General features: G+C 71.8%; 22 protein-coding genes. 13 read left to right on the top strand and 9 right to left on the bottom strand.

The genetic code is table 11. The features are described 5' to 3' along the window. Window positions 1-7: 7 nt before the first annotated feature. Window positions 8-670, bottom strand: coding sequence for a TetR/AcrR family transcriptional regulator (locus tag PS467_RS36930; protein ID WP_311038899.1), 663 nt, complete (start codon window positions 668-670; stop codon window positions 8-10). 125 nt (window positions 671-795) lie between these two features. Between PS467_RS36930 and PS467_RS36925 the strand changes: the two genes are divergently transcribed. Beyond that, window positions 796-1,215 carry a Dabb family protein gene (locus PS467_RS36925; RefSeq protein ID WP_311038898.1) on the top strand — a complete coding sequence of 140 codons (420 nt, stop codon included), beginning with the start codon at window positions 796-798 and terminating at the stop codon, window positions 1,213-1,215. Here PS467_RS36925 and PS467_RS36920 read toward each other — a convergent pair. Then, window positions 1,155-2,633 (bottom strand): MFS transporter, encoded by a 1,479-nt coding sequence (locus PS467_RS36920; RefSeq protein WP_311038897.1) that lies wholly within the window; start codon window positions 2,631-2,633, stop codon window positions 1,155-1,157. The genes PS467_RS36925 and PS467_RS36920 overlap by 61 nt on opposite strands. Then, the gene (locus tag PS467_RS36915) at window positions 2,630-3,220 is read right to left on the bottom strand and encodes a TetR/AcrR family transcriptional regulator (RefSeq protein ID WP_311038896.1); all 591 of its coding nucleotides are present in this window, start codon (window positions 3,218-3,220) and stop codon (window positions 2,630-2,632) included. Before PS467_RS36915 ends, PS467_RS36920 begins: the two co-directional genes overlap by 4 nt. Before the next feature lie 95 nt (window positions 3,221-3,315). Here PS467_RS36915 and PS467_RS36910 point away from each other — a divergent pair, with 95 nt between their 5' ends. Beyond that, window positions 3,316-3,717, top strand: a complete 402-nt coding sequence (locus PS467_RS36910) for a DUF3662 domain-containing protein (protein ID WP_311038895.1) — start codon at window positions 3,316-3,318, stop codon at window positions 3,715-3,717. Window positions 3,718-3,745: 28 nt separating this feature from the next. Here the strand turns inward: PS467_RS36910 and PS467_RS36905 are convergent, their stop codons facing one another. Next, a complete protein-coding gene (locus tag PS467_RS36905) occupies window positions 3,746-6,202 on the bottom strand; it encodes a GH92 family glycosyl hydrolase (RefSeq protein ID WP_311038894.1) in 2,457 nt (818 codons plus the stop codon). Between the two features lie 59 nt (window positions 6,203-6,261). Here PS467_RS36905 and PS467_RS36900 point away from each other — a divergent pair, with 59 nt between their 5' ends. After that, on the top strand, window positions 6,262-6,456 hold the full coding sequence (locus PS467_RS36900; RefSeq protein ID WP_311038893.1) for a hypothetical protein: 195 nt from the start codon (window positions 6,262-6,264) through the stop codon (window positions 6,454-6,456). A gap of 110 nt (window positions 6,457-6,566) precedes the next feature. Further along, on the top strand, window positions 6,567-7,352 hold the full coding sequence (locus tag PS467_RS36895; protein ID WP_311038892.1) for a DUF4142 domain-containing protein: 786 nt from the start codon (window positions 6,567-6,569) through the stop codon (window positions 7,350-7,352). 3 nt (window positions 7,353-7,355) lie between these two features. Here the strand turns inward: PS467_RS36895 and PS467_RS36890 are convergent, their stop codons facing one another. Both PS467_RS36890 and PS467_RS36885 read right to left on the bottom strand, forming a co-directional pair. Continuing rightward, window positions 7,356-8,684, bottom strand: a complete 1,329-nt coding sequence (locus PS467_RS36890) for an enolase C-terminal domain-like protein (protein ID WP_311038891.1) — start codon at window positions 8,682-8,684, stop codon at window positions 7,356-7,358. Between the two features lie 25 nt (window positions 8,685-8,709). Then, on the bottom strand, window positions 8,710-10,047 hold the full coding sequence (locus tag PS467_RS36885) for a gluconate:H+ symporter (RefSeq protein ID WP_311038890.1): 1,338 nt from the start codon (window positions 10,045-10,047) through the stop codon (window positions 8,710-8,712). Window positions 10,048-10,360: 313 nt separating this feature from the next. On the opposite strand from PS467_RS36885, the gene PS467_RS36880 reads away from it, so the two are divergent. The 3 genes from PS467_RS36880 to PS467_RS36870 all read left to right on the top strand — a co-directional run bounded on the left by PS467_RS36880 (window position 10,361) and on the right by PS467_RS36870 (window position 14,614). Next, entirely contained in the window at window positions 10,361-11,683 is a 1,323-nt protein-coding gene (locus tag PS467_RS36880; protein WP_311038889.1) for an MFS transporter, read from the top strand. 88 nt (window positions 11,684-11,771) lie between these two features. Further along, window positions 11,772-13,028, top strand: coding sequence for a cytochrome P450 (locus tag PS467_RS36875; protein WP_311038888.1), 1,257 nt, complete (start codon window positions 11,772-11,774; stop codon window positions 13,026-13,028). A gap of 299 nt (window positions 13,029-13,327) precedes the next feature. Further along, window positions 13,328-14,614, top strand: coding sequence for a phosphatase PAP2 family protein (locus tag PS467_RS36870; protein ID WP_311038887.1), 1,287 nt, complete (start codon window positions 13,328-13,330; stop codon window positions 14,612-14,614). 8 nt (window positions 14,615-14,622) lie between these two features. On the opposite strand, the gene PS467_RS36865 is transcribed toward PS467_RS36870, so the two are convergent. Next, window positions 14,623-15,192, bottom strand: coding sequence for an ATP-binding protein (locus PS467_RS36865; RefSeq protein ID WP_311038886.1), 570 nt, complete (start codon window positions 15,190-15,192; stop codon window positions 14,623-14,625). A gap of 197 nt (window positions 15,193-15,389) precedes the next feature. On the opposite strand from PS467_RS36865, the gene PS467_RS36860 reads away from it, so the two are divergent. The 5 genes from PS467_RS36860 (at window position 15,390) to PS467_RS36840 (ending at window position 19,765) form a co-directional block, all read left to right on the top strand. Continuing rightward, complete coding sequence (locus PS467_RS36860; protein ID WP_311038885.1) at window positions 15,390-16,157, top strand: IclR family transcriptional regulator; 768 nt, start codon at window positions 15,390-15,392, stop codon at window positions 16,155-16,157. A gap of 51 nt (window positions 16,158-16,208) precedes the next feature. Further along, the gene (gene glpK / locus PS467_RS36855; RefSeq protein ID WP_311038884.1) at window positions 16,209-17,714 is read left to right on the top strand and encodes a glycerol kinase GlpK; all 1,506 of its coding nucleotides are present in this window, start codon (window positions 16,209-16,211) and stop codon (window positions 17,712-17,714) included. A 177-nt stretch (window positions 17,715-17,891) separates the two neighbouring features. Then, window positions 17,892-18,293, top strand: coding sequence for an SseB family protein (locus PS467_RS36850; RefSeq protein ID WP_268976007.1), 402 nt, complete (start codon window positions 17,892-17,894; stop codon window positions 18,291-18,293). A 214-nt stretch (window positions 18,294-18,507) separates the two neighbouring features. After that, window positions 18,508-19,344, top strand: a complete 837-nt coding sequence (locus PS467_RS36845) for an undecaprenyl-diphosphate phosphatase (protein ID WP_311038883.1) — start codon at window positions 18,508-18,510, stop codon at window positions 19,342-19,344. An 85-nt stretch (window positions 19,345-19,429) separates the two neighbouring features. Next, window positions 19,430-19,765: a hypothetical protein gene (locus PS467_RS36840; protein WP_311038882.1), complete on the top strand. Its 336-nt coding sequence runs from the start codon at window positions 19,430-19,432 to the stop codon at window positions 19,763-19,765. A 30-nt stretch (window positions 19,766-19,795) separates the two neighbouring features. Here PS467_RS36840 and PS467_RS36835 read toward each other — a convergent pair whose 3' ends face one another. After that, window positions 19,796-20,644, bottom strand: a complete 849-nt coding sequence (locus PS467_RS36835) for an oxidoreductase (protein ID WP_311038881.1) — start codon at window positions 20,642-20,644, stop codon at window positions 19,796-19,798. After that, on the bottom strand, window positions 20,641-21,516 hold the full coding sequence (locus tag PS467_RS36830; RefSeq protein ID WP_268976003.1) for a helix-turn-helix transcriptional regulator: 876 nt from the start codon (window positions 21,514-21,516) through the stop codon (window positions 20,641-20,643). The genes PS467_RS36835 and PS467_RS36830 overlap by 4 nt, the downstream gene beginning before the upstream one ends. A gap of 98 nt (window positions 21,517-21,614) precedes the next feature. Between PS467_RS36830 and PS467_RS36825 the strand changes: the two genes are divergently transcribed. After that, window positions 21,615-22,859, top strand: a complete 1,245-nt coding sequence (locus tag PS467_RS36825) for a cytochrome P450 (RefSeq protein ID WP_311038880.1) — start codon at window positions 21,615-21,617, stop codon at window positions 22,857-22,859. Window positions 22,860-22,872 lie beyond the last annotated feature (13 nt).

The following is a 22,872-nucleotide window of genomic DNA, read 5'->3' as shown; positions in this document are numbered from 1 at the left end:
CCTCGGGTCAGGGAGTCTCGGTGGCGGCGGCTTCGTACGCCCGCAGAAAGGTGTCCACCGCGGACCGGGCCACCGCGCGCGTGTCGGCGGCGGAGACCTTGCGGGTGCCCAGCCGGGACCGCGTCTCCATGGGGCCGGTGAGCAGCGCCAGCAGCTGCTCCGCGGCCTGCCCCGGATCGCAGGGCCGCAGCCGCCCGGACAGCGACAGCCGGGCCAGCCGGTCCGCCAGTGCCTCGCCGAGCCGGACCGCCGTCCGCCCCTGGACGGTCTCGATCAGCTCGGGGAAGTCGGCCACCTGGGCGTAGGTGAGCCGGCGCAGCGCGCGGGAGCGCTCGCCGCAGCAGATCTGGAGCATCCGGTACGCCATGTCCTCCAGGGCGGCGCGCAGATCGTCACCGGGCTCGCGCAGCCGCTCGACGATGGCGAGGTTCTCCGCCATCACGGCGTCGGCCGCGGCCTCCATGGCATGGCGGAACAGCGTCGCCTTGTCGGTGAGGTGGTTGTACACCGTGGGCTTGGCGACACCCGCCTCATCGGCGATGTCCTTGACACACGCCTGTCCGTAGCCCCGGCGGGCGAAGACGGTGAACGCGGCGTCAAGGATCGCCTGCCGCTTGTCGATACGCCCTCGCGGGACCTTGCGCCCGGACGTGGCTGCCACTGCCGTCATCCGCGCATCGTATCTCACAGCGCCCCGAACTGAACTCGTCGGTTCAACTTTCCCAACCCCCTTGTCCATTGACTGACCAGAACATTAATTTGAACCCGTCGGTTCATCGGTGAAGGGAACGCCCCATGCTGGTCAATGTGTTGCGGTTCAGTTTCAAGGACGGGACGACCGAGGAGGACAAGGCCAAGGTCCTGGCGGCGATGCGCCGTACGGCCACGCTGGAGTCGACCTCGTTCTCCACCGTCGGCCAGTTCCTCGGCGACCCCGCCGAGGGCTTCACCCATGCCTACTGCGCCGGGGTCACCGACCTGGCGGCGCTGGACCGGTATCTGCACGACCCTGCGCATATCGCGGGCGACGACGAGATCCTTCCGCATCTCGCGAAGCTCTCGGCGTTCCAGCTGTCGGACGACATGGACCCCGCGCTCGGCGAGAAGGTCATGGGGATGCATCTGAAGAAGGTGGCGATGTACCCGGAATGGGGTCAGGCGCTCGACGCGATCTCCGGCTTGGGGGGTGCGTCCGGGAGCTCCTCGGCCGGCTGACCCTCGGGGGGCCGCGCCACCGTACGGCCCGGCAGCCTGGCGGCCAGCAGCGCACCGGCGGCGGCCAGGGCCGCGAGGACGGTCAGCGCCGGCCCCATGGCCGCGAGGAAGGCGCCGGCCGCCCAGCGCGGCCCGTCACCCGGCGGCGGGGCGGCGTCGTCCAGCCCGGCCACGCTCATCAGTGTGGTCGCGGCCGCGACCCCCAGCGTGGGGCCGATGTTCATGGCGGTCTGCTGGAGTCCGCCCGCCACCCCGGCGGCGTCCGCGGCCGCGTCGTGCACCACGACGGTGGTGGCGGTGACCATCACGGTGGCGAAACCCGCGCCCAGCAGGAGGAAGCACCCGCCGATCGCCCCGGCGCCCGAGCCCCGGTCCAGACGGGACATCAGCAGCACCCCGGCCGTGACGAGGACCATCCCCGCCACCACTGTCCGGCGGGGCCCGTGGCGACGCGCCAGCACCGCCACCACCGGTGCGCCCAGCACCATCATCACGGCCAGCGGCAGCGCCCTGAGCCCGCTGTCGAGCGGATCCAGCGCGAGCACATCCTGGAGGTAGTACGTGCCGAGGAAGAGTGCCCCGAACAGAGCGGCCGACGCGGACACCAGCACACCGAGCGCCGAGCCGACGGTGGCCGACCGCAGCACACCCGGCGGCACCAGCGGATGGGCCGTCCGGCGCTCATGCCGTACGAAGGCGGCTCCGGCCACCGCGGTGCCGGTCAGGCCGAGGGCGGTCGTCGCCGTCCAGCCGGTTCCGGGGAGGGTGACGAGGGTGTGCACCAGCCAGCTCAGCGCCACCGTGAGCAGTCCGGCCCCGGGCAGGTCGAGCCGCGTACGGGCGGCCGCGCGGGGTGCCCGCGGGGCGCGGACGGCGAGTGCCGCCAGGCCCATGGCGAGGGCGGGCACGACGCTCAGGAAGAACACCGCCCGCCAGCCCAGATGGGTGGTCAGCGCCCCGCCGACCAGCGGGCCGGCCGCGGCGGCCAGCCCGATGGCGCCGGTCCGCACCGCGATGGGCCTGCCGAGCCGGTCGGGCGGATAGGCGGCCCGCAGCATGCCGAGGGTGGCGGGTTGCAGCAGCGCCCCGAAGACCCCCTGGGCGACCCGCAGTCCGATCACCCAGCCGATGCCGCCGGCCAGCCCGATGCCCGCCGAGGTGGCGCCGAAGCCCAGCATTCCGACGGCGAAGACGCCCCGGTGGCCGTAGCGGTCGCCGAGGCGGCCGGCGAAGACCAGCAGGCTCGCCACGGCGATCAGATACCCGGTGCTGGTCCACTGGACCTGGGTGAACGTGGCGTTCAGGTCCCGTTGCAGCCGGGGCTGGGCGACGGTCAGCACGGTGCCGTCCAGGGCGACGATCGCGGCCCCGGTGACACTGGCGACGAGGGTGAGGCGCCGTCCGCGCGCGGAGCTCATCGGGTCTGCGGTCCCAGGTGTGCGTCGAGCGCGGCCCGCAGCAGCGGTTCGGCGTCCTCGACGCCCACCGCGAGCTGAAGGCTGCCCCAGCCCCACAGCTGGGCGATGCCGTGCAGATTCGCCCACAGCGCGCCCGCGACGAGCCGCGGCTCCGCGCCGGAGGCCGGCCCCGCCCCGGCCACCAGTTCGACGAGGGTGGCGAACAGCGGCAGGCTCGTCTCCCGCAGGCCGAGGTGGTTGCTCTCCAGCAGGTCGTGGCGGAACATCAGCTCGAACATGCCGCGGTTGGCCAGCGCGAACTCCAGCCAGCTGCGGGCCAGGGCCATCAACTGCCCGCGCGGATCGCCCGGATGACCGGCGATCGCCGCACCGGCCTGGCCGGCCAGTTCCTCGAAGCCGCGTCGCGCGATGGCGGACAGCAGGGTCAGGTGGGTCGGGAAGTACCGCCGCGGGGCCCCGTGGGACACCCCGGCCCGACGGGCGATCTCGCGCAGCGAAAGGGCCTGCACCCCCTCCGTGCCCACCAGTTCCACTCCGACGTCCACCAACCGGGACCGAAGACCCGTGTCCTGCTCACGCTCAGCCATAGACACTGTCTACCAGAGGTAGTAGACGCTGTCTACGGCGCGTGGGCGGCGCCGATGCGGGCATGAGCCGCCCCGGACCGGGAACCCGGGAGGGCATGCAGACGCTGAACCGGTGGGAACGGGCAATAGAGCGCTGGGAGGAATCGCTGCGCGCCAAGGTGGTCCGCAGCGAGCCCGTCGAACTCCTCGGCGCCCTGAAACAGGAATGCGACAGCCACGCCGTGGTGTGCGGGCCGACCCGGGTGGTGGTACCCAACGTCTACGACGTCGAACTCGCCGACGCGGTCCACGAGGAGCTCACCCGGCGCGGCTGCCGGGTGGGACAGGTGCTGACGGACCGTCTGGCGCGCCATGCGGAGATCAAGGGCTATGAGTGGGCCGGCCCGCTCACCGTGCGGGTCACCCGGTCCGACCGGGTTCCCAACGGACGGTACCGGGTGACAGGCCGGCCCATGGCCCATATCCGCGCGGACGCGTTCGCCGACGCGGCGGCCTAGAGCCCCTTCTCGACGGGGCCCCGGTGCGTCAGCGGGGCAGCCGGCCCGGGTCGGTGGCCCATGCGGTGTCCGGCCGGTCGGCCAGGTCGAAGGAGAGCGAGCCGCCGTCGCGCAGCACCGAGCCGTCGAGCCAGGAGGTGTCGTGCGGTGTGCCGTTCACCCGCACCCCGTGCACATAGGGGCTGGTGTCGGACGCCTCCGGCGCGGCGATGGTCAGGGCGCCCCGCCGCCCCGCCGGGGCGATCACCGCGCGGGTGAACAGGGGGCCGGTGAGCAGGGCCTCGGCACGCCCCGGGGCCTGCGGGTAGAGGCCGAGCGCCGCGAACACGTACCACGCGGACATGGTGCCCAGGTCGTCATTGCCGGGCAGCCCCGACGGCCCGGTCCCGTACACGGTGTCGACGATCCGCCGCACCGTCTCCTGGGTCTTCCAGGGCTGTCCGAGCGCGTTGTAGAGCCACGGGGCGTGGATGCCCGGCTCGTTGGTGGGGTCGTAGCGCAGCGGATCGCCACCGCGGACCGACCACGAGCCGTCGGGCTTGTGGAAGAAGCCGTCCAGCCGGGCCGCCGCGGCCTCGCGTCCGCCCATGGCCTCGGCGAGGCCCGGGACGTCCTGCGGCACCATCCAGGTATAGGTGGCCGCGCTGCCCTGGGCGAAACCCCGGTCGGAGGCCGGGTCGAAGGGCGTCACCCAGGAGCCGTCCTGGTTCCTGGCCTGGATGTAGCCCGCCGTGGCGGTGGCCCCCGGATTGAACACGTTGCGCCAGTAGCCGCCCCGTGCACCGAGTTCCCCGGCCTCCTCGTCGCGGCCGAGCAGCCGGGCCCAGCGGGCGAGCGCGTCATCGGCGACGGCGTCCTCCAGGGTCTCCGCGGCGCCGCCCCAGCAGTGGCAGACGTCCTGCGCCGCGTACCCCGAGTCCAGGTACTGGGCGAGGTTCGGACGCTGGCCCTCGCACTGCCCCGGGCAGCCCTTGTCGGAGAGCCCGTCCGGGTGCGGGACGGTGGCCTGGCGGTAGAGGGAGTCGAAGGCGCCCTCGGCGTCGAAGTTGCGCACCCCCATGGCGTAGAACGTGGCGAGCGTGGCCGCGCTGGGGTCACCCGTCATCACATGGGTGGCGCCGCTGATGTGTACCCAGCGGTCCCACACCCCGCCGTTCTGCCGGGCGAAGTTGAACAGCGACTGGGCGAAGTCCCCGGCGACCCGTGGCTGGAGCAGGGCGAGCAGCTGCACCTGGGCACGGTACTGGTCCCAGCCGGAGAAGTTGCTGTACTGCGCCCGCTGCCCGCGCTCCAGGCGGTGCGGTGTGCCGTCCATGCCCGGGTAGCGGCCGTCGGTGTCGCTGATCAGGTTGGGCTGCTGGAGCGCGTGGTAGAGGGCGGTGTAGAACGCGGTGCGGCGCGGCCGGCTGCCGCCGCTGATCCGCACGGCACGCAGCTGCCGGTCCCAGGCGGCCCGTCCGGCCGCCGCCACCTCGGCGACGCTCGCCCGGGGCGCTATCTCGGCGCGCAGGTTGGCCTCGGCGCCCGCCAGGGACACATACGAGATGCCGAGCCGCATGTGGACATCGGTGTCGCTGGTGGTGTCGAAGCCGACGTATCCGCCGGAGCCGCGCCCGGCCCGGTCGGCGCCGGTGAGATAGCCCTCGCCGCCGTCGGCGGTGGTGGCGCCGGGCGAGAGCCGGTCGTTCTCCCAGGTGCCGACGGTGGCGAAGGGACGGTCGAAGGAGGCGCTGAAATGCAGGCGGTAGTACGTGGTGCGGTTGTTCTCACCGCCATTGGCGCGCCGCCCGCAGAACGCGCCGGTCAGCACCCAGCCGGTGACCTTGCGCCGCTTGGCGTCGATCTCGATGTGCGCGTTCTCGCTGCCGTTGAGGGAGTTGGAGGTGCGGAACAGCAGATGGGCGGGGGCGCCCTGGGGGAAGGAGAAGTCGGCGACACCGGCCCGCTCGCTCACCGCGAGATCGGCGGCCGCCCCCGAGTCGAGCGCCACCCGGTAGTGGCCGGGCTCGGCCTTCTCGTTGTCGTGCGAGAAGTGCGCGGCGTACTTCTGGTCCTTGGTGTCCGCGGTGGGCGAGGTGTCGACCTGGCCCACGAACGGCATGATCGGCACGTCGCCCGCGGCTCCGGGGTGGCAGCCCGCGCCGTTGACATGGGTGAGGCTGAAGCCCCGGACCCGGGTGGTGTCGTAGGAGTAGCCGTTGGCCGCCGCGGTGTTGGTCTGGTCGCCTCCTGTGCTGGTCGGGGACCAGGCGATCATGCCGAACGGCAGATTGGCGCCGGGGTAGGTGTTGCCGCCGCCCGCGGAGCCGATCAGCGGGTCCACATAGTCGACGGGGTGGCGCACCTCGTCGGCCCGTGGCGCCGCGCTTGCCGCGGGGGCCTGGACCAGCGGGGCCAGCAGCGCGCCGAGCGCCACCGCCACTCCCCCGCCGACCAGCGTCGATCGGCTTGTGCGTCTCTTGCGACGCGCTCTGTGCGTCTCCATCAAGGATCACGTCCTTCCGTGTGCTCGGTGTGAACCTATGGGCATACGGTGACGGTGGAGTGAACCCAAGTACAGCGATGCACTGCCGGGGCGTCCGGACGGCCGGGGGCGCGCCCTGCCTGGCCCATCTCGAACCGGGCGCCCGCGCCGCCCACTTGGCGGCGCGGGCGCCCGGGGACGGTATCGACTTGGGTGAGCCGGTGCTGTTCGGCCTCACCGTCCTGGCCGTCCGCGGCCGGGTCGAACGCGGGTGAAAGAACCGGCCCGCCGCTTGAGCGCACAGCCCCCGCGATCCGTATTCGCCGGTGCACGCACCGGCGGACACTGTTCCGCACCACGACCGGCGTCCCCGCCAGGAGGCTCCATGCGATCCCGGTACTTCGTGACAGGTACGTCCCTCCTCATCGGCTCCGTGGTGGTCACCCTCGGCGTGATCATCTCGCCCGCCCTGACGGGTGTGCAGCAGGAGACCAAGGCGAACCTGGCGAGGACGGACTCGACGCCGTACGGGCCGCTCACCGGGGCCGACGAGGACTTCGTGGTCAAGGTCCGGCTGGCCGGGCTGTGGGAGTTCCCCTCCGGTGAGCTGGCGCTGAGGAAGGGCACCACCTCGGCGGTGAAGACGGCGGGTGAGCACCTGATCGTGGGGCATGCGCAGCTGGACGCCGCCGTACGGGACATCGCGCCCAAACTCGGCGTCCAGCTGCCCAACAAACCCACACCGCAGCAGCAGGGGTTCCTGGACACCCTGACGGCCGCCACGGGCAAGGACTTCGACAGCCGGATGGCGCAGATCCTGCGCATCACCCACGGCCAGATCTTCAGCTCCATCGCGAAGATCCGGGCGACCAGCAAGAACACGCTGGTGCGGCAGCTCGCCACGCAGGCCAACACCGTGGTGCTGGACCACATCACACAGATGGAGAACACCGGAATGGTGGACTACGCCTCCCTGCCCGGCCAGATCACCGCGACGCCCACCCAGGGCCCGGACTTCACCAAGCCGGTCATGCCCGAGCCCGGTGAGCCCATGGTGGTCCTGAAGGCACCGCCCTCGCTCGCCGGGAAGGGCCAGGCGCCCACTCCGTCGCCGCCCGCCCCGGTCGAGAACACCCCGGCGGTCTCCCCTTCCGCACCTGCCGTCCGGTGACGCTCAGCGCACCAGACAGGGACGCTTGTTGTCGAAGGTCCAGCCCGGGACGAGATAGCGCATCCCGACCGCGTCGTCCCGCGCCCCCAGCGCCTTCTCCTGGTAGAGGGCGTGGGCGGCGAGGAGCCGGTCCTTGTCGAGGGTGATGCCCAGTCCGGGGGCGTCGGGGATGGCGATCTCACCGCCGACGATCCGCGGCGGTTCGACGGTGAGCCGCTCCAGTCCCTCCTGCCAGATCCAGTGGGTGTCCAGGGCGTTGTACTCGCCCGGTGCGGCGGCTCCGCAGTGGGCCACCATGGCCAGGGAGATGTCGAAGTGGTTGTTGGAGTGGCAGCCCCAGGTCAGGCCCATCTCATGGCAGAGCTGGGCCACCCGGACCGACCCCTGGAGGGTCCAGAAGTGGGGGTCGGCCAGCGGGATGGACACGGACTGCAAGGCCAGCGCGTGGGTCATCTGCCGCCAGTCCGTGGCGATCATGTTGGTGGCCGTGGGCAGCCCGGTGGCGCGCCGGAACTCCGCCAGGATCTCCCGGCCCGAGTAGCCGTCCTCGGCCCCGCACGGGTCCTCGGCGTAGGCGAGCGTGCCGGTCAGCGGCCGGCACAGTTCGATCGCCTCGCGCAGCGACCAGGCGCCGTTGGGGTCGAGGGTGATACGGGCCTCGGGGAAGCGCTCCTTGAGCGCCCGTACCGCCTTGACCTCCTCGTGTCCCTCCAGGACCCCGCCCTTGAGCTTGAAGTCGCGGAAGCCGTAGAGGTCGTAGGTGGCCTCGGCCTGGCGCACGATCGCCTCGGGGGTCAGCGCCTCCTCGTGGCGGATGCGGTACCACTCGGCGTCGGCGCCGGGTTCGCGCACGTACTCCAGGTCGGTCCGGTCGGGGTCGCCGACGTAGAACAGATAGCCCAGGACCCGTACCGAGTCGCGCTGCTGACCGTCGCCCAGGAGCGCCGCGACGGGCAGCTGAAGATGCTGTCCCAGCAGGTCCAGCAGGGCCGACTCGACGGCGGTGACGGCGTGCACGGTGGTGCGCAGATCGAAGGTCTGGGCGCCCCGGCCCCCCAAGTCCCGGTCGCCGAACCGCTGCCCGATCTCGCGCAGCACCCGCTTGTAGTCGCCCACCCGCGCGCCGACGACGAGGGATTCGGCGTCGCGCAGGGTCTGGGTGATCTTCTCACCGCCGGGGACCTCCCCCAGTCCGGTACGGCCCTCGGAGTCTTGCAGGACGACCACGTTGCGGGTGAAGTAGGGGCCGTGGGCGCCGGAGAGGTTCAGCTCCATGCTGTCCCGGCCGGCGACCGGATAGACGGAGAACGAGGTGACGGTCGGCTGGCTCATCGCAGGGTCCTTGTATCGGAGGGAATCACACGTTGAGGGCTTCGAGGGTCCACTCGACGGCCAGGACGCCGCCGAGACCGAGGACCGCGAGCACGGTGGTGTAGGTGGTGCGCGCCTTGATGGCGTCGATGACGGAGAGGTTGAAGTACTCCTTGAACATCCAGAAGCCGGGGTCGTTCACATGGCTGAAGGCGATCGATCCACAGGAGACGGCGAGGACCATCAGCTCGGGGTGGACTCCGCTGTTCTCCAGCAGCGGCTGTACCACACCGGCCGCGGTGACCACGGCGACCGTGGCCGATCCGAGCGCCACCCGCAGGATGACGGCGATGAGCCAGGCGAGGATGATCGGCGAGATGGGCCAGTCGCCCATGACGTCCTTGATGTAATCGGAGATCCCGCCTTCGACCAGCACCTCCTTGAAGGCGCCGCCGGCCCCGATGACCAGCAGGATCATCGCCATCGCCTGGGCCGCGGAGTTGCAGGAGGCGCTGACCTCGCCCAGGCTCCGGCCGATCCGCGGGCCGAACGCCCACACGGCCAGCAGCAGGGTGATCATCAGGGCGACGGGCGCGGAGCCGATGAAGGTGATGAAGCGCAGGAAGGGGCTGGAGCCGGACACGGCCATGTCGGTCACCGCGGCGCCGGCGATCAGCACCACCGGGACCAGGGCCACCGACAGCGACCAGCCCAGGCTCGGCATCTCCTCGTCGGTGAAGGTGCGCTCGGTGACCAGGCCCTTGGGGATCTGGGGGTCCATGGCCCGGACGAACGGCAGGCGCGGCCACACCAGGGCGATCAGCGCACCTGCCGGAATGGCGATGAACAGTCCGTAGAACAGGGTCAGGCCGACGGAGGCGTGGAAGGTCGAGGCCACCGCGGTGGGGCCGGGGTGGGGCGGCAGGAAGCTGTGCATGGTCGACAGGGCGATGGACATCGGAAGGCCGACCCACAGCAGGTTCTTCCGGGTGACCCGGACGATGGTGAACGCCACCGGCACGATGATGACGAAGGCCACCTCGTAGAACATGGTGACGCCGATGAGCATGGCGGTGACCACCATCGCCACCTGCACCCAGCGCAGTCCAAAGGTGTCGATGAGGGTGTTGGCTATCCGCTGGGCGGCGCCGGCGTCGCCCATCACCCGGCCGACCATGGCGCCGAGACCGACGACCAGCAAGGTGTCGCCGATCTGGCCCCCGACGCCCTCGGCGAGGACATCGGGGATCTTGTCCATCCCGACCCCCCGTACCAGCGCGACGCCGACGGCCACGAGGAGCAGGGCGATGAAGCCGTTGAGCTTCAGCTTGGTCATGAGGAACAGCAGGATCACCACGCTGATTCCTACGACGACTAGAGGCATGTCTCAGTTCCCCTTTGAACTGCTTCGCACTGCGGCCGGTGAGCGGGAAGCCCGAACGGATCGCCAGGCGGGCCGTGGAGTCCATATACATGCACTCCGTTTACATATGCAGATGGAGGTTAGAGGGGTGATCACCCTCGGTCAATGGGTCTGCCCGCGGATTCCGAATCGGCGGCCGACGAGCTTCTCAGCAAGCTAAGGTCGCCACACGATCTACGTCTAACTTAAAATTCGCATGCGTTGATACCGGGGGAGCATCGTTGTTCACGCTCATGCAACACGGCCGCGTCGCGGGCGACATGAAGGGGCGTTGATGCCCACCAGGACCTCCGGTGGCCTGCTGCGGCGCCACCGCGACTTCCGGCTGCTGTGGTGCGGCGAGACCGCCGGGAAGTACGGCGCGGCCGTCACCGGTGTGGCCATGCCGCTGATCGCCGTCTCCACGCTCACCGCGGACACCTTCGAGATCGGCCTGCTGACCGCCGCCGGCTGGCTCCCCTGGCTGGTCATCGGACTGCCCGCGGGCGCCTGGGTGGACCGGCTGCCCCGCAGGCCGGTCATGCTGACCGCCGCGGCGGTCTCCCTGGTGCTGTTCGCCTGCGTCCCGGTGGCCGCCTGGTGCGGCCGCCTGAGCATCGGGCTGCTGCTGGCCGTCGCCCTGCTGACGGGTACCGCGGCGGTGTTCTTCCAGACCGCCTACAGCGCGTATCTCCCCGCCCTCCTGGACCCCGCCGACCAGCCCGAGGGCAACGCCGCACTGCACGGCAGCGCGTCCGCCGCGCAGATCGCCGGCCAGGGCTCCGGCGGCCTGATCGCTCAGCTGGCGGGCGCGGTGAACGGGATGTTCGTCAACGCCGCCACGTTCGCCGTCTCCCTGCTGTGCCTGACCGGCATCCGGTTCCGCGAACCGCGTGTCCCCGCGGCCGAGCGCCCTCCCCGGGCACTGGTGCACGAGGTGGCCCAGGGGCTGCGGCTGATCGCCCACGACCGGTGGCTGCGCACCCTGACGCTCTTCGCGGCCGCCTCCAACCTGGCGCTGATGGGATACCAGTCGATCCGGGTCGTCTTCCTGGTCCGGACCGTCGGCCTGTCCCCCGGGCTGGTCGGCGGCCTCGTCGCGGCCGTCAGCCTCGGGGGCGTCGCCGGGGCGTTCTGCGCACGCCGCGTCGCCGCCCGGGTCGGCGACGCACGGGCCACGCTCCTGTTCGAACTGGGGCTGGCCATGGGCGCCTTGCTCATGCCGATGACCACCGACGGACCCGGCCTCGCGCTCTTCCTGGCGGGCGGCTTCTGCGTCACCGCCGGCGTGGTGGCCGGCAATGTCCTCAAAGCCGGTTTCCAGCAGCGCTACTGCCCGCCGGAACTCCTCGGCCGGCTCACCGCGACATCATCGTTCGTCAGCTATGGCACGCTCCCCCTGGGAGCCCTGCTCGGCGGCGCGCTCGGCACCGCGCTGGGCCTGCGCACCGCGATGTGGATCACCGCGGCGGGCATTCCGCTGGCCGGGCTGATCCTGCTCTTCTCCCCCGTCCGGCACGCCCGGGACCTCCCGGCGTCCGCTCCGCCACACGGTCACCGAACACCCCGGGCGGACCGCGACGACGGGCCGGCCCTGCCCGGCCACCGCCCCCGTTGAGCGTGCACCGGCACGGGCGGCGCGCCCCGGTGGGCCGAGCTACGCTCGAACGGGAGGGACTCGGTCCGTCTTCGAAGGGAGCGTCACCGTGTCCGTCACACGACGCCCGTCGGCCCCGGCGGCGCTGCCCCGGCATCGTGACTGCCCCTTCGATCCGCCCGGCGCCTACGCGGCGCTGCGCGAGGAGGGCAGGGCCAGCCGGCTGGCCTTCCCGGACGGCACGGTGGGCTGGCTGCTCACCCGGTACGAGGACGTGACGCGGCTGCTGGCGGACGACCGGTTCAGCTCCGACCGCCGCCGGACCTCCTCCCCGGTGCACGCGTTTCCGGTCCGCCGGGACGATCGCCGCATGCTGGGCTCGTTCATCGGCATGGACCCACCGCAGCACACCCGCTACCGGCGGCTGCTGAGCAAGTGGTTCACCGCCCGGGGGATGCGCGGGCTGCGGCCCCGGATCGAGGAGATCGTCGACGACCACCTGGCCGCGATGGAGCGCGCCGGCCCGCCGGCCGACCTCGTGCCGTCCTTCGCCCAGCCGATCCCCTCGCTGGTGATCTGCGAGCTGCTGGGGGTGCCGTACGAGGACCGGGCCGACTTCCAGCGGTGGGCCACCGTGCTGCTCCGCCTCGGCCAGGACGAGGCGGAGGTCTACGCGGCCCGGGACGCGCTGTGGGAGTACATGCGGGAGCTGATCGACACCAAACGGTACCAACCGGACGAGGCGCTGCTGTCCCGTCTGGTGGTCGGCGACCACGGCACGCCCGGCGGCCCCGGCACCGCCACGGCGGCCGGGCTGACCGACGAGGAGCTGACCGGGGTGGGCCTGCTGCTGCTCGTCGCGGGCCACGAGACCACGGCGAACATGCTGGCCCTGGGCACCTACGCCCTGCTGTGCCACCCCGAGCAGTCGCGCAGGGTGCGACAGCGGCCGGAACTGGCCGAGCGCGCGGTCGAGGAGCTGCTGCGGTATCTGACCATCGTCCAGTTCGGCACGGTACGGGCCGCCCGGGAGGACCTGGAGATCGCCGGGGTACGGGTGCGCGCCGGGGAGACGGTGGTGGGCTCGATCGCCTCGGCCAACCGGGATCCGGCGCGGTTCCCCGACCCCGACACCCTGGACGTCACCCGGGACGCGGCCGATCAGGTCGCCTTCGGCCACGGCATCCACCAGTGCCTGGGCCAGCATCTGGCGCGGATGGAGATGAGCGCGGGCTATCCGGCCCTGCTGCGGCGCTTCCCCACGCTCCGCCTGGCGGTACCGCCCGACCAGGTGCCGCTCCGTCACGACATGCTCGTCTACGGAGTCCACCGGCTGCCGGTCACCTGGGACCGGACCGCGCGCTGAGCCGCTCCGTCCCGAAAAGGCACTTCGCAGGACGCATCCGCTTTTTCGGCGAGCCCGCGCGAGGCCAAGTCCTCGGCGCGGAAGGCGACTTGACCCCGGCCGCGGCATCGCCCCGCCCGCACCCCACCCGCGACCGGCGCACCCCACCCGCACCGCTCCGCTAGCATGATCGGCCCATGAGGAGTGCCCTCATCACCACTATCTAGTACATCGGCCAAACATTGACATCTAAAGCATCGCGGGTGTTCTCCCGAATAAGCAGCAGCACGAAGGCCACCGCGTGGCGTCAACCCCGGACGATGCTGTGGGCCACGGCCGGTGTGACGGCCCTCGGATTCTTCATCACGCTGGAGATCGTCGCGCGCCACTACGGGCTGCCGGGGCCGATCACCAACCAGGTCAAAGAGGTGGTGTTCGCCCCCAAATCCGGTTTCCTGCTGTACGCCGGTATGGCGCTGATGATGGTGGTGCTCACCTGGCGGCAACGGTTCCTCGCGGCCGGTGCCGCGATCGGCATCGACGTCGTCTTCTTCCTGGTGCGGTGGGCGGCCGACGCACAGCCGACCGACGGCCACCCCTTCGGCAACGGCGCGCTGTGGGTCATCCTGGGCTGTGCGGTCATCGCCGTCACCCGCCGCACCGGCCCAGAACGCCTCCTGCTGCTCAAGGGCGTCGGGCTGGCCCTGCTGCTGGTGGCCGGCCGCAAGACCGGCGACACCTGGCTGCTCATCACCTCCAGGACCCGCCCGACGGTGCTCGACCCGTACGTGGCCACCGCCGATCACGCGCTGGGCAACCCCTCGTGGCTGGCGGGCCGGATCGTCCGGGCCAGCGGCCCGATCGGCAGCCACATTCTCGACTACGTCTACATCCAGCTCGCGGTGGCCGCGGTCGCCGTCGCGATGTACCAGCTGCGCAAGGTGGCCGTCGAGCGCCGCTTCCCGCGCCACCACCTGGTGCGCACGTTCCTCGTGATCGGCCTCCTCGGACCGGGCATCTACATGATCTTCCCCGTGGTCGGACCGGTCTTCGCCTACGGCGCCGACGGCGGGCACTGGGCCGTGGCCGACCTGTGGCCGCACACACCGCCGCCGATCAGCACCCCGCACCCGGTGCCCTTCGACGAGATCACCCCACGCAACTGCATGCCCAGCCTGCACACGGCATGGGCCACCGCGATCTTCATCCACTCCCGCAAGGGCCCGCGGGCGCTGCGCTACGCGGGCACGTTCTGGCTGATCGCCACGCTCGGGGCGACGCTGGGATTCGGCTACCACTACGGCGTGGACCTCGTCGCCGGCGTGGTGTTCACGCTCACCATCGAGGCGGCGCTGCTCTCGCTCGCCCGCGGCTGGGACCGGTCGGGAACCCAGCTGGTCGCCTACGGCACGACGGTCTTCGCCGCGCTCTTGCTGTGCTATCGCTATCTGCCGGTGGAGATGGCCCAGGCGCCCTGGCTGTTCGGACCGCTTCTCCTGCTGGCGATGGCCTCGGTGATTCAGGGCTACGTACGGACCACCAGGCGATGGGAACCGGCCGCCGCGCCGGCCCCGCGGCCGGAACCGCAGCCCGAACCGGTGGTCTGAGCCGGGCACTAGGCGACCGGCAGATCCGCCCACCAGGTGATGCCGTCGCGGCAGGCATGGCTGCCGTGGCGCCTCGAGAGCGCGGTGACGATGCCGAGCCCGCGGCCGTGCTCATCGGGCTCGATGTCCTCGTCCGCCCGCTGGTCGGCGGGGACCGGGCCGCCGTCGATGACCTCGATCCGCACGGTGGAGCAGCCCCCGGACTCCGTCCGGCGCAGCCGCAGCACCGCCGGGGGCAGGGCGTGCAGGATCGCGTTGGTGACCATCTCGGAGATCACCATGAGCGCCTCGTCGAGCCGGTCGTCCGGCAGCTCCCACTCCGACAGCAGCGCGTGCGCCCGCCGCCGCACCGTGGCGACGGCCTCACACGCATGCGGGACCGGGAGGACATGACCGTCCCCCTCGTCCGCCGCCGCCGGCGGACGAGGGGCCTGGCCACCGGCACCGGCCGCCCCCGGCGCCGTCAGGGGGTCCGGGGCCGACACCTGGGCACCGATGAGCCGGGCACCGGACAGTTCGGCCATGCCCACGGCCTGCCCCACGACACCGGGCACCGGCAAGCTCAAGCGTTCCGCCACGTCTCCTCCTCTCCGAGCCGGGTACGTATCTCCGCCGGGTGTCCCATGAGTCACCTATCGGCATACTGGAGTCCTTGTCCTGATACGGACGCTATGGGGCTCACCCGACAGGGTCAACGAATCGCAGTCGGCATTACCGAACGTTTCGCGCCGTCGCCGACAGGCTGTGCCGCTGACCGACGAGCTACGATCGCGTCATGGCCGGCCCGGTGCAGTCCATCGAGCGGGCGGCGGCGATTCTGCGACTGCTCGCCCAGGGCTCCGGACGGCTCAGTCTGGGCGAGGTGGCGGCCTCGCTCGGCCTCGCCAAAGGCACCGCGCACGGCATCCTGCGCACCCTCCAGAGCGTCGACTTCGTCGAACAGGACAAGGCCACGGGCAAGTACCAGCTCGGCGCGGCGCTGCTGCACCTGGGGACCAGCTATCTCGACATCAACGAGCTGCGGTCCCGCTCCATCAACTGGACCGACGCCCTGGCCGCCCGCAGCGGCGAGGCGGTGCGCATCGGCGTGCCCCTGGAGGGCAAGGTCCTCATCGTCCACCACGTCTTCCGGCCCGACGACACCTTCCAGACCCTGGACGTGGGCTCACTGCTGCCCCTGCACGCCAGCGCGCTGGGCAAGATCCTGCTGGCGTTCGGGGCGACCCCCCTGGAGCCGCTCATGGACCCCGAACCCGAGAGCTACACCCGGCACACGCTCGTCTCCGCACACGCGCTGAACCGCGCGCTCAGCGAGATCCGGGAGACCGGATGGGCGGTCGCCACACAGGAAATGATGATGGGCGAGGCGGATATCGCGGCGCCCATCCGCGGACAGGGCGGCCTGGTGGTGGGCGCCGTCGGCATCTCCGGCGCCATGGAACGCCTCTGCGACGGCAAAGGGCGGCCCCACGCCTCACTCGTCGGACTGACCCGCGACGCCGCCCGCGCCATCTCCCGCGACCTCGGCGCCGCCCGCTGGTGACCCCCACGCCCCCACGCCCCGCGCGAAACGCGCCCGAAGGCAGGCCAGGCCATGGTTGAACGCTATGTGATGTCCATCGACCAGGGCACCATGTCCACCCGGTGCATCCTCTTCGACCACCAGGGACGTCTGGTGTCGGTCGCCCAGCGAGAACACCAACAGCACTACGCCAAGCCCGGCTGGGCCGAGCACGACCCCACCGAGATCTGGTCCCAGCTGCGCCGCTCCGTCGTCCCCCGGGCCCTGGAGAGCGCGGGGATCGAACCCGGCCAGATCACCGCGATCGGCATCGCCAATCAGCGCGAGACCACGGTGGTCTGGGACCGCCGCACCGGCGTTCCGGTCAGCCACGCCATCACCTGGCAGGACACCCGCACCAGCGGCTACGTCGAAGAACTGCGGCGGACCACCGGGGACGACTTCTTCCTCGAACGCTGCGGCCTGTCGCCCACCACCTACTTCTCCGCACCACGGCTGCGCTGGCTGTTCGACCACCTCGACGGCTTGCGCGAACGCGCGGAACGCGGCGATGTGCTCTTCGGCACGATGGAGAGCTGGCTGATCTGGAACCTCACCGGAGGCCCCGACGGCGGAGTCCACCTCACCGACGCCACCAACGCCAGCCGCACCATGCTCATGAACATCCGCACCCTGACCTGGGACGACGAACTACTGGCCTATTTCGACGTGCCCCGGGCCATGCTGCCGCGGATCCGCGCCTCCGCCGAGTGCTACGGCACGGCCCGCGCCCTGCTGCCCGGCGTCCCGATCTGCGCCGCCCTCGGCGACCAGCAGGCCGCGCTGTTCGGGCAGACCTGCTTCGGCCGCGGCGAGGCCAAATGCACCTACGGCACCGGCAGCTTCCTGCTGCTCAACACCGGCACCGACCTCGTACGCTCCCGGCACGGACTGCTCACCACGGTGGGCTACCGGATCGGCGACGAACCGCCGGTCTACGCCCTGGAAGGCCCGATCGCCGTCACCGGCTCACTGGTGCAGTGGTTCCGCGACCGGCTGGGAATGATCCACAGCGCCCCCGAGATAGAGACCCTCGCCCGCGGCGTCGAGGACAACGGCGGCTGCTACATCGTCCCCGCCTTCTCCGGACTGTTCGCCCCGCACTGGCGCAGCGACGCACGCGGGGTGGTCGTCGGACTCACCTCGTACATCACCAAGGGACATCTGGCACGGGCCGTCCTGGAGGCCACCGGATGGCAGACCCGGGAGGTGGTCGACGCCATGAACGCCGACTCCCCGCAGCCCCTGCGTCAACTGAAGGTGGACGGCGGGATGACCTCCAACAATCTGCTGATGCAGTTCCTCGCCGACGTCCTGGACATGCCCGTGGTGCGCCCCATGGTCTCCGAGACCGTCTCCCTCGGCGCCGCCTACGCCGCCGGGCTCACCGCCGGCTACTGGCCGGACCTGGAGGGGCTGCGCCGCAACTGGCACCGCGCCGCCCAGTGGGAGCCCACCATGGACCCCGCGCGGCGGGAGGCGGAGTACGAGAACTGGCGGCGGGCGGTCCAGAGGTCACTGGGCTGGGTCAGGCCGTAGCACGCCCCCGCGCAGGACACGCCGCGGCACAGGACGCGTCCCGGCGGAGGAATCGACTCCGGCGGGGATGTGTGAGCTCCACACGCCGGGGTATTCGAGCCAGCCGCGGCTGTTGCAACGAGCCGCTCTGGGACCCAGAAACCCCTGAAGACCTGAACCCGATCCATGGACGGAATCATGACCAGCCCTTCCGACGAAAGCGTCTCCGCCACCCAGCAGGCCCTCGGCGAGCTGGCGGCCGACCGGGCGGACGAGACGGCGCTGAACACCCTTGCCAACAGTGAGGTCCTGCTCCCCTCCGCCGAGACCGGCGAGGAGCCGGACCCGCAGGCCGTGACCCTGCCCGTGTTCCAGCAGGAGGACGGGGCGCAGCTGGTACCGGTCTTCACCACTCCGGCCCGGATGCACCAGGCCCTGCCGCAGATCGAGCGGTACCACCTGGTGCCGCTGGGCGCGCTGGCCCAGGGCTGGCCCTCCGAGGAGCTCTCGCTGACCATCGACGCGGGCGCCCCGGAGGCCGTCACCCTCTCGGCCAACGGCGTACGGACCCTGCTCAGCGGCTCCGGTCCGGCCGCCTGACCCCCTTCCCCCATCGCCCACGTCGGCCCGTGCCCGCACCCGTCGGGCACGGGCCGCAACGGCGCCAGAACGGCCGCTACCGGGAGCCGCTTGGCACACTTTTCCCCGCCGCGTCCGCCACGGGCGGCCCTGCCACGTGGTCACCCCCCGATCCATCGTCTACGGTCCCGTAGACATTCACCGGTTACGGAGAGACCCCAGCGGGACGGGACACGTGAGCGCGATCAGCATCGGACAGGCCGTCGTCCTCGGCGTCGTGGAGGGGGTCACCGAATTCCTCCCGATCTCCTCCACCGGCCACCTCAAGATCGCTGAAGGGCTGTTGGACATCCCGGTCGACGACACCTCCGTCGTGGCCTTCACCGCGGTGATCCAGGTGGGCGCCATCGCCGCCGTCCTGCTGTACTTCTTCCGCGACATCGTCCGCTACGTCACCGCGTGGGGGCGCGGGCTGGCCGACCGCGAGCAGCGGTACCACCACGACTACAAGTTCACCTGGTGGGTCATCTACGCCACGATCCCCATCGTGATCGTGGGCCTCGCGGCCAAACCCCTGATCGACGGCCCGCTCGCCTCCCTGTGGGTGGTGGCCGCCTCGCTGATCGGGGGCAGCGGGCTGATGTGGGCGGCCGACCGGATGGGCCGCCACAAGCGCGGCGAGGACGACACCGGCTTCAAGGACGCGATGCTGGTCGGCTGCGCGCAGATCCTGGCCCTGCTCTTCCCCGGCTTCTCCCGCTCGGGCGCCACGATGTCCACCGGTCTCATCCTGGACCTGGACCGGGTGGCCGCCACCCGGCTCTCCTTCTTCCTGGGCATCCCGTCGCTGACCGGCGCGGGGCTGTACGAGCTCAAGGACGCCATGGGCGGCGCGGTGGGCGCGGTGCCGCTCGCGGTGGGCACGGCGGTGTCCTTCGCCGTGGCGTACGCCTCCATCGCCTGGCTGCTGAAGTTCGTCGCCAAGCATTCGTTCAACGCCTTCGTGATCTACCGGATCGTCGTCGGCGTGGCGCTGCTGGGGCTGCTCGGCACGGGTGTGCTGAACGCCTGACGCCGCCCCCGAGCCGGCCCGGTGCGCCTGGGCCGGCTCGAGCCGGCCGTCCGCGACGATGTGCGGCGGTGCGTAGGCTCGTCCCATGGGTGACTTACTGCCGTACCTGATCGTCGCCGGTGTGCTCGCCGCGATCATGGGCTTCCTCGGCTGGGTGGCGTCCCTGGCCCGTCGCCGTGGTGCGACCGGCGCGGCCCTGCGGGCGGCCCTGGCCTCCCATGACGAGGCGTTCCGGGTGACCGCCCACGACTCCCACCACGAGATCCGGGCGCAGGCGGAGCGCAAGGCGCCGATCCTCTCCCCCGACGGCCAGTGGACGCCGAGCCACGCCCCGGCGGGCCGTCGGCCCTCCGGGACGCGGACCTCCCGGGCGCGGCGGGGGCTGCCGCGCCGGCTCGGCCGCCGGGCGCGGGCCCGCTGACCGCGTCACCAACCTCTCCGGACAGCACACCTAGGCGGCCGGGTAGTCGGCGCCGAGGGTGACCTCCCGCCAGGTGTCGAAGGCGGTCCTGAGGGAGTCCAGCCTGGCCTGGGCGATGTCGTAGGCGGCCTTGCCCAGCAGCAGCCGCAGCGGGGGTTCTGCCGCCTCGACCACGCCGATGATGGCCTCGCTCGCCCGGACCGGGTCCCCGGGCTGCCGGCCGTACGTGGCCAGGGTGCTGGTGCGCCGGGCGCCCGCGGTCCCGGCGTAGTCGTCGATGGTGAGGGCGGACTGCCGCATGGAGGGGCCGGACCAGTTGGTGCGGAAGGCGGCCGGCTCGACGATCGTCACCTTGATGCCCAGGGGGGCCACCTCGGCGGCGAGCGATTCGGAGAGGCCCTCCACGGCGAACTTGGTGGCGTGGTAGTAGCCGGTGGCACCGAAGGCGACCAGGCCGCCGAGGGAGGAGATGTTCACGATGTGGCCGGCGCGGCGGGCCCGCATGCCCGGCAGCACCGCGCGGGTGACGTCCACCAAGCCGAAGACATTGGTGTCGAACAGGGCCCGGACCTCCTCGTCCTCGCCCTCCTCGAGGGCGGCGAGGTAGCCGTAGCCGGCGTTGTTGACCAGGACGTCGATGCGGCCGAAGGCGGTTTCCGCCTCCTTGACGGCCTCCGCCACCCGCGCCTTGTCGGTGACGTCGAGTGCCAGGGCCAGCGCGCGGTCCTCGTGCCCGGCGACGATGTCGGCCACCTGCCGGGGGTCGCGGGCGGTGACCACCGCGCGGTGGCCGTGGTCGAGGACGGCGGTGGCGAGTGCCCGGCCCAGACCGGTCGAACAACCGGTGATGAACCAGACGGGCGAGTCATTGACGGTCATATGGAACGATCCTTCGTCGTGGTGCGATCGACACGGTGGGGCGCCTCCACCGCGTCGGCGGTGAGGCTGCCCAGCAGGGCCAGCGCCTGTTCGGAGGGGCTGCCCGGTTCGGCCTGGTAGACGATGAGCTGCTGGCCGGGGGCGCTGTTCACGGTCAGCGCCTCGTACTCCAGCGTCAGCTCACCGACCAGGCGGTGGCGGAAGCGCTTGGTCTCATGGGTCTTCTGACGGATGTCGTGGCGGGCCCACAGCCGCCGGAACGTCTCGCTCTTGAGCGACAGCTCACCGACGACGGCGATCAGTTCGGGATCCTCCTCGTCGATCCCGGCCGCCGCGCGCAGCCCGGCGACGGTGTTGACCGCCACCCGGTCCCAGTCGGGGTAGAACTCGCGCGCGTCCGGGTCGAGGAAGACCAGCCGCATCAGGTCCCGGCTGTGGGTGTGCCCGTCGAACAGGGCCCCGCCCAGGGCGTTGTGGGCCAGTACGGTCAGACAGCGCCCCAGGACCACGGCCGGTGTCCGCGGCCAGCCCTCCATCATCCGCAGCAGGGCCGGGCTCACCCGCTCCCGCCGCGCGGCCGGGCGGCGCCGGACGGGGGCCGGGCGGGCCAGCCGGTGCAGATGGGCCGCCGCGTCCTCCTCCAGCACCAGCGCGCGGGCCAGGGCCTCGACCACCTGTGCGGAGGGGTGCCGCTCCCGGCCCTGCTCCAGGCGTACGTAGTAGTCGGTGCTGACCCCCGACAGCAGGGCGACCTCTTCCCGGCGCAGCCCCGCCACCCGGCGTCGGGAGCCGGGCAGGATGCCCACGTCCTCGGGTCGCACCCGCTCACGGCGGGCCCGCAGAAAACGCCCCAGAGAATTCTCGCTGTCCATGAAGGCGAGCGTAGGACGGGGAACGCGGTGTATGGACCCCGCAAGGTGGCCGCGCTACTCCTAGTCTGAGGCCGGGACCATCGACGGAGGGGGCCGGGATGGACAGCCCGTCGCACGACGACGGCTCTGGGGAGAGCGGGGCGCGGGAGTACGGGGGGCGCAAGGTCGACCGGGGGCCGGACCAGGGCGGCTGCCCGGTGCGGCGCGGGCCGGACGGGGTCTGGCAGGTGTCCGGCTACGCCGAGGCCCGCACCGTGCTGCGCAGCACCGGCACCGTGCAGGCCGGGCTCGGCATCGAGACCGTGGAGAAGCTGCCGTCGCGGTTCCGGCGGCCGGTGCTCTACCGGGACGGGCCCGAACACCGTGCGGACCGGCGGCAGACGGCCCGGTTCTTCACCCCGCGCCGGGTGCACGAGCACTATCGCGAGATCATGGTCCGGGTGGCGGAGGCGCAGATCGACACCATCCGGGAGACCGGCCGGGGCCATCTCGCCGAGGTGGGTTTCCATCTGGCGATCGAGGTGGCCGGTGCGGTGATCGGCCTGACGGAGAGCCGGCCGGGGATCCAGGAGCGGCTGGAGCGGTTCTTCCCCGCGGAATTCGGCACCCCGGGGCTGACCAGCCTGCGCGGAATCCGATGGCTGCTGCGGGGACACGCGAACTGGCTGCGGGTCTACTGGGGTGATGTCCGCCCGGCCGTACGGGCCCGGCGACGGCGGCGGCGCGACGACCTGATCTCCCATCTGCTGGACGAGGGGTGCTCGGCCGGCGAGATCCTGGGGGAATGCCTCACCTTCGCCGCCGCGGGGATGGTCACCACCCGGGAGTTCGTCAATGTGGCGGCGTGGCATCTGTTCGACGACGCCGCGCTGCTGGCGCGGTACCGGGCGGCCGACGAGCCCGGCAGGATCGCGATCCTCCAGGAGATCCTGCGGCTCGAACCGGTCATCGGCCGGCTCCGCCGCCGGACCACCGCCCCGCTCCGGCTGCCGGGCGGCGGCGGGGACCCGGGGGCGGAGGTGACGATTCCGGCCGGGGAGCTGGTCGACGTCGTCCTCCACCGCGCCAATCTCGACGGCCGTACGGTGGGCGAGCGGCCGGAGCGGCTCCGTCCGGGCCGCCCGATGGCCGCGGGCGCCGGGGCGCCGGGGCTGTCCTTCGGGGACGGTGCGCACACCTGCCCCGGAGCCCCGGTCGCGCTCCTGGAGACGGACGTCTTCCTCAGCCGTCTGTTCGCCCTGCCCGGCATCCGTATGACGACCCCGCCCAGGGTCGGCTTCAAGGACCCGATCGGCGGCTATGAGCTGCGCGGCTGTACGGTCGAACTCACCAGCCGCCCCTGACCACCGCGGTCCG

The organism is Streptomyces luomodiensis (genome assembly GCF_031679605.1).
GTDB lineage: Bacteria > Actinomycetota > Actinomycetes > Streptomycetales > Streptomycetaceae > Streptomyces > Streptomyces luomodiensis.
This window is presented reverse-complemented; position numbering and strand designations above follow the sequence as displayed.

Bases quoted from the DNA above. Each gene is read 5' to 3' on its own strand.
- PS467_RS36930 (WP_311038899.1), bottom strand. From the start codon at position 670: ATGACGGCAGTGGCAGCCACGTCCGGGCGCAAGGTCCCGCGAGGGCGT.
- PS467_RS36925 (WP_311038898.1), top strand. From the start codon at position 796: ATGCTGGTCAATGTGTTGCGGTTCAGTTTCAAGGACGGGACGACCGAG.
- PS467_RS36920 (WP_311038897.1), bottom strand. From the start codon at position 2,633: ATGAGCTCCGCGCGCGGACGGCGCCTCACCCTCGTCGCCAGTGTCACC.
- PS467_RS36915 (WP_311038896.1), bottom strand. From the start codon at position 3,220: ATGGCTGAGCGTGAGCAGGACACGGGTCTTCGGTCCCGGTTGGTGGAC.
- PS467_RS36910 (WP_311038895.1), top strand. From the start codon at position 3,316: ATGCAGACGCTGAACCGGTGGGAACGGGCAATAGAGCGCTGGGAGGAA.
- PS467_RS36905 (WP_311038894.1), bottom strand. From the start codon at position 6,202: ATGGAGACGCACAGAGCGCGTCGCAAGAGACGCACAAGCCGATCGACG.
- PS467_RS36895 (WP_311038892.1), top strand. From the start codon at position 6,567: ATGCGATCCCGGTACTTCGTGACAGGTACGTCCCTCCTCATCGGCTCC.
- PS467_RS36890 (WP_311038891.1), bottom strand. From the start codon at position 8,684: ATGAGCCAGCCGACCGTCACCTCGTTCTCCGTCTATCCGGTCGCCGGC.
- PS467_RS36885 (WP_311038890.1), bottom strand. From the start codon at position 10,047: ATGCCTCTAGTCGTCGTAGGAATCAGCGTGGTGATCCTGCTGTTCCTC.
- PS467_RS36880 (WP_311038889.1), top strand. From the start codon at position 10,361: ATGCCCACCAGGACCTCCGGTGGCCTGCTGCGGCGCCACCGCGACTTC.
- PS467_RS36870 (WP_311038887.1), top strand. From the start codon at position 13,328: ATGCTGTGGGCCACGGCCGGTGTGACGGCCCTCGGATTCTTCATCACG.
- PS467_RS36860 (WP_311038885.1), top strand. From the start codon at position 15,390: ATGGCCGGCCCGGTGCAGTCCATCGAGCGGGCGGCGGCGATTCTGCGA.
- glpK (WP_311038884.1), top strand. From the start codon at position 16,209: ATGGTTGAACGCTATGTGATGTCCATCGACCAGGGCACCATGTCCACC.
- PS467_RS36850 (WP_268976007.1), top strand. From the start codon at position 17,892: ATGACCAGCCCTTCCGACGAAAGCGTCTCCGCCACCCAGCAGGCCCTC.
- PS467_RS36840 (WP_311038882.1), top strand. From the start codon at position 19,430: ATGGGTGACTTACTGCCGTACCTGATCGTCGCCGGTGTGCTCGCCGCG.
- PS467_RS36835 (WP_311038881.1), bottom strand. From the start codon at position 20,644: ATGACCGTCAATGACTCGCCCGTCTGGTTCATCACCGGTTGTTCGACC.
- PS467_RS36830 (WP_268976003.1), bottom strand. From the start codon at position 21,516: ATGGACAGCGAGAATTCTCTGGGGCGTTTTCTGCGGGCCCGCCGTGAG.
- PS467_RS36825 (WP_311038880.1), top strand. From the start codon at position 21,615: ATGGACAGCCCGTCGCACGACGACGGCTCTGGGGAGAGCGGGGCGCGG.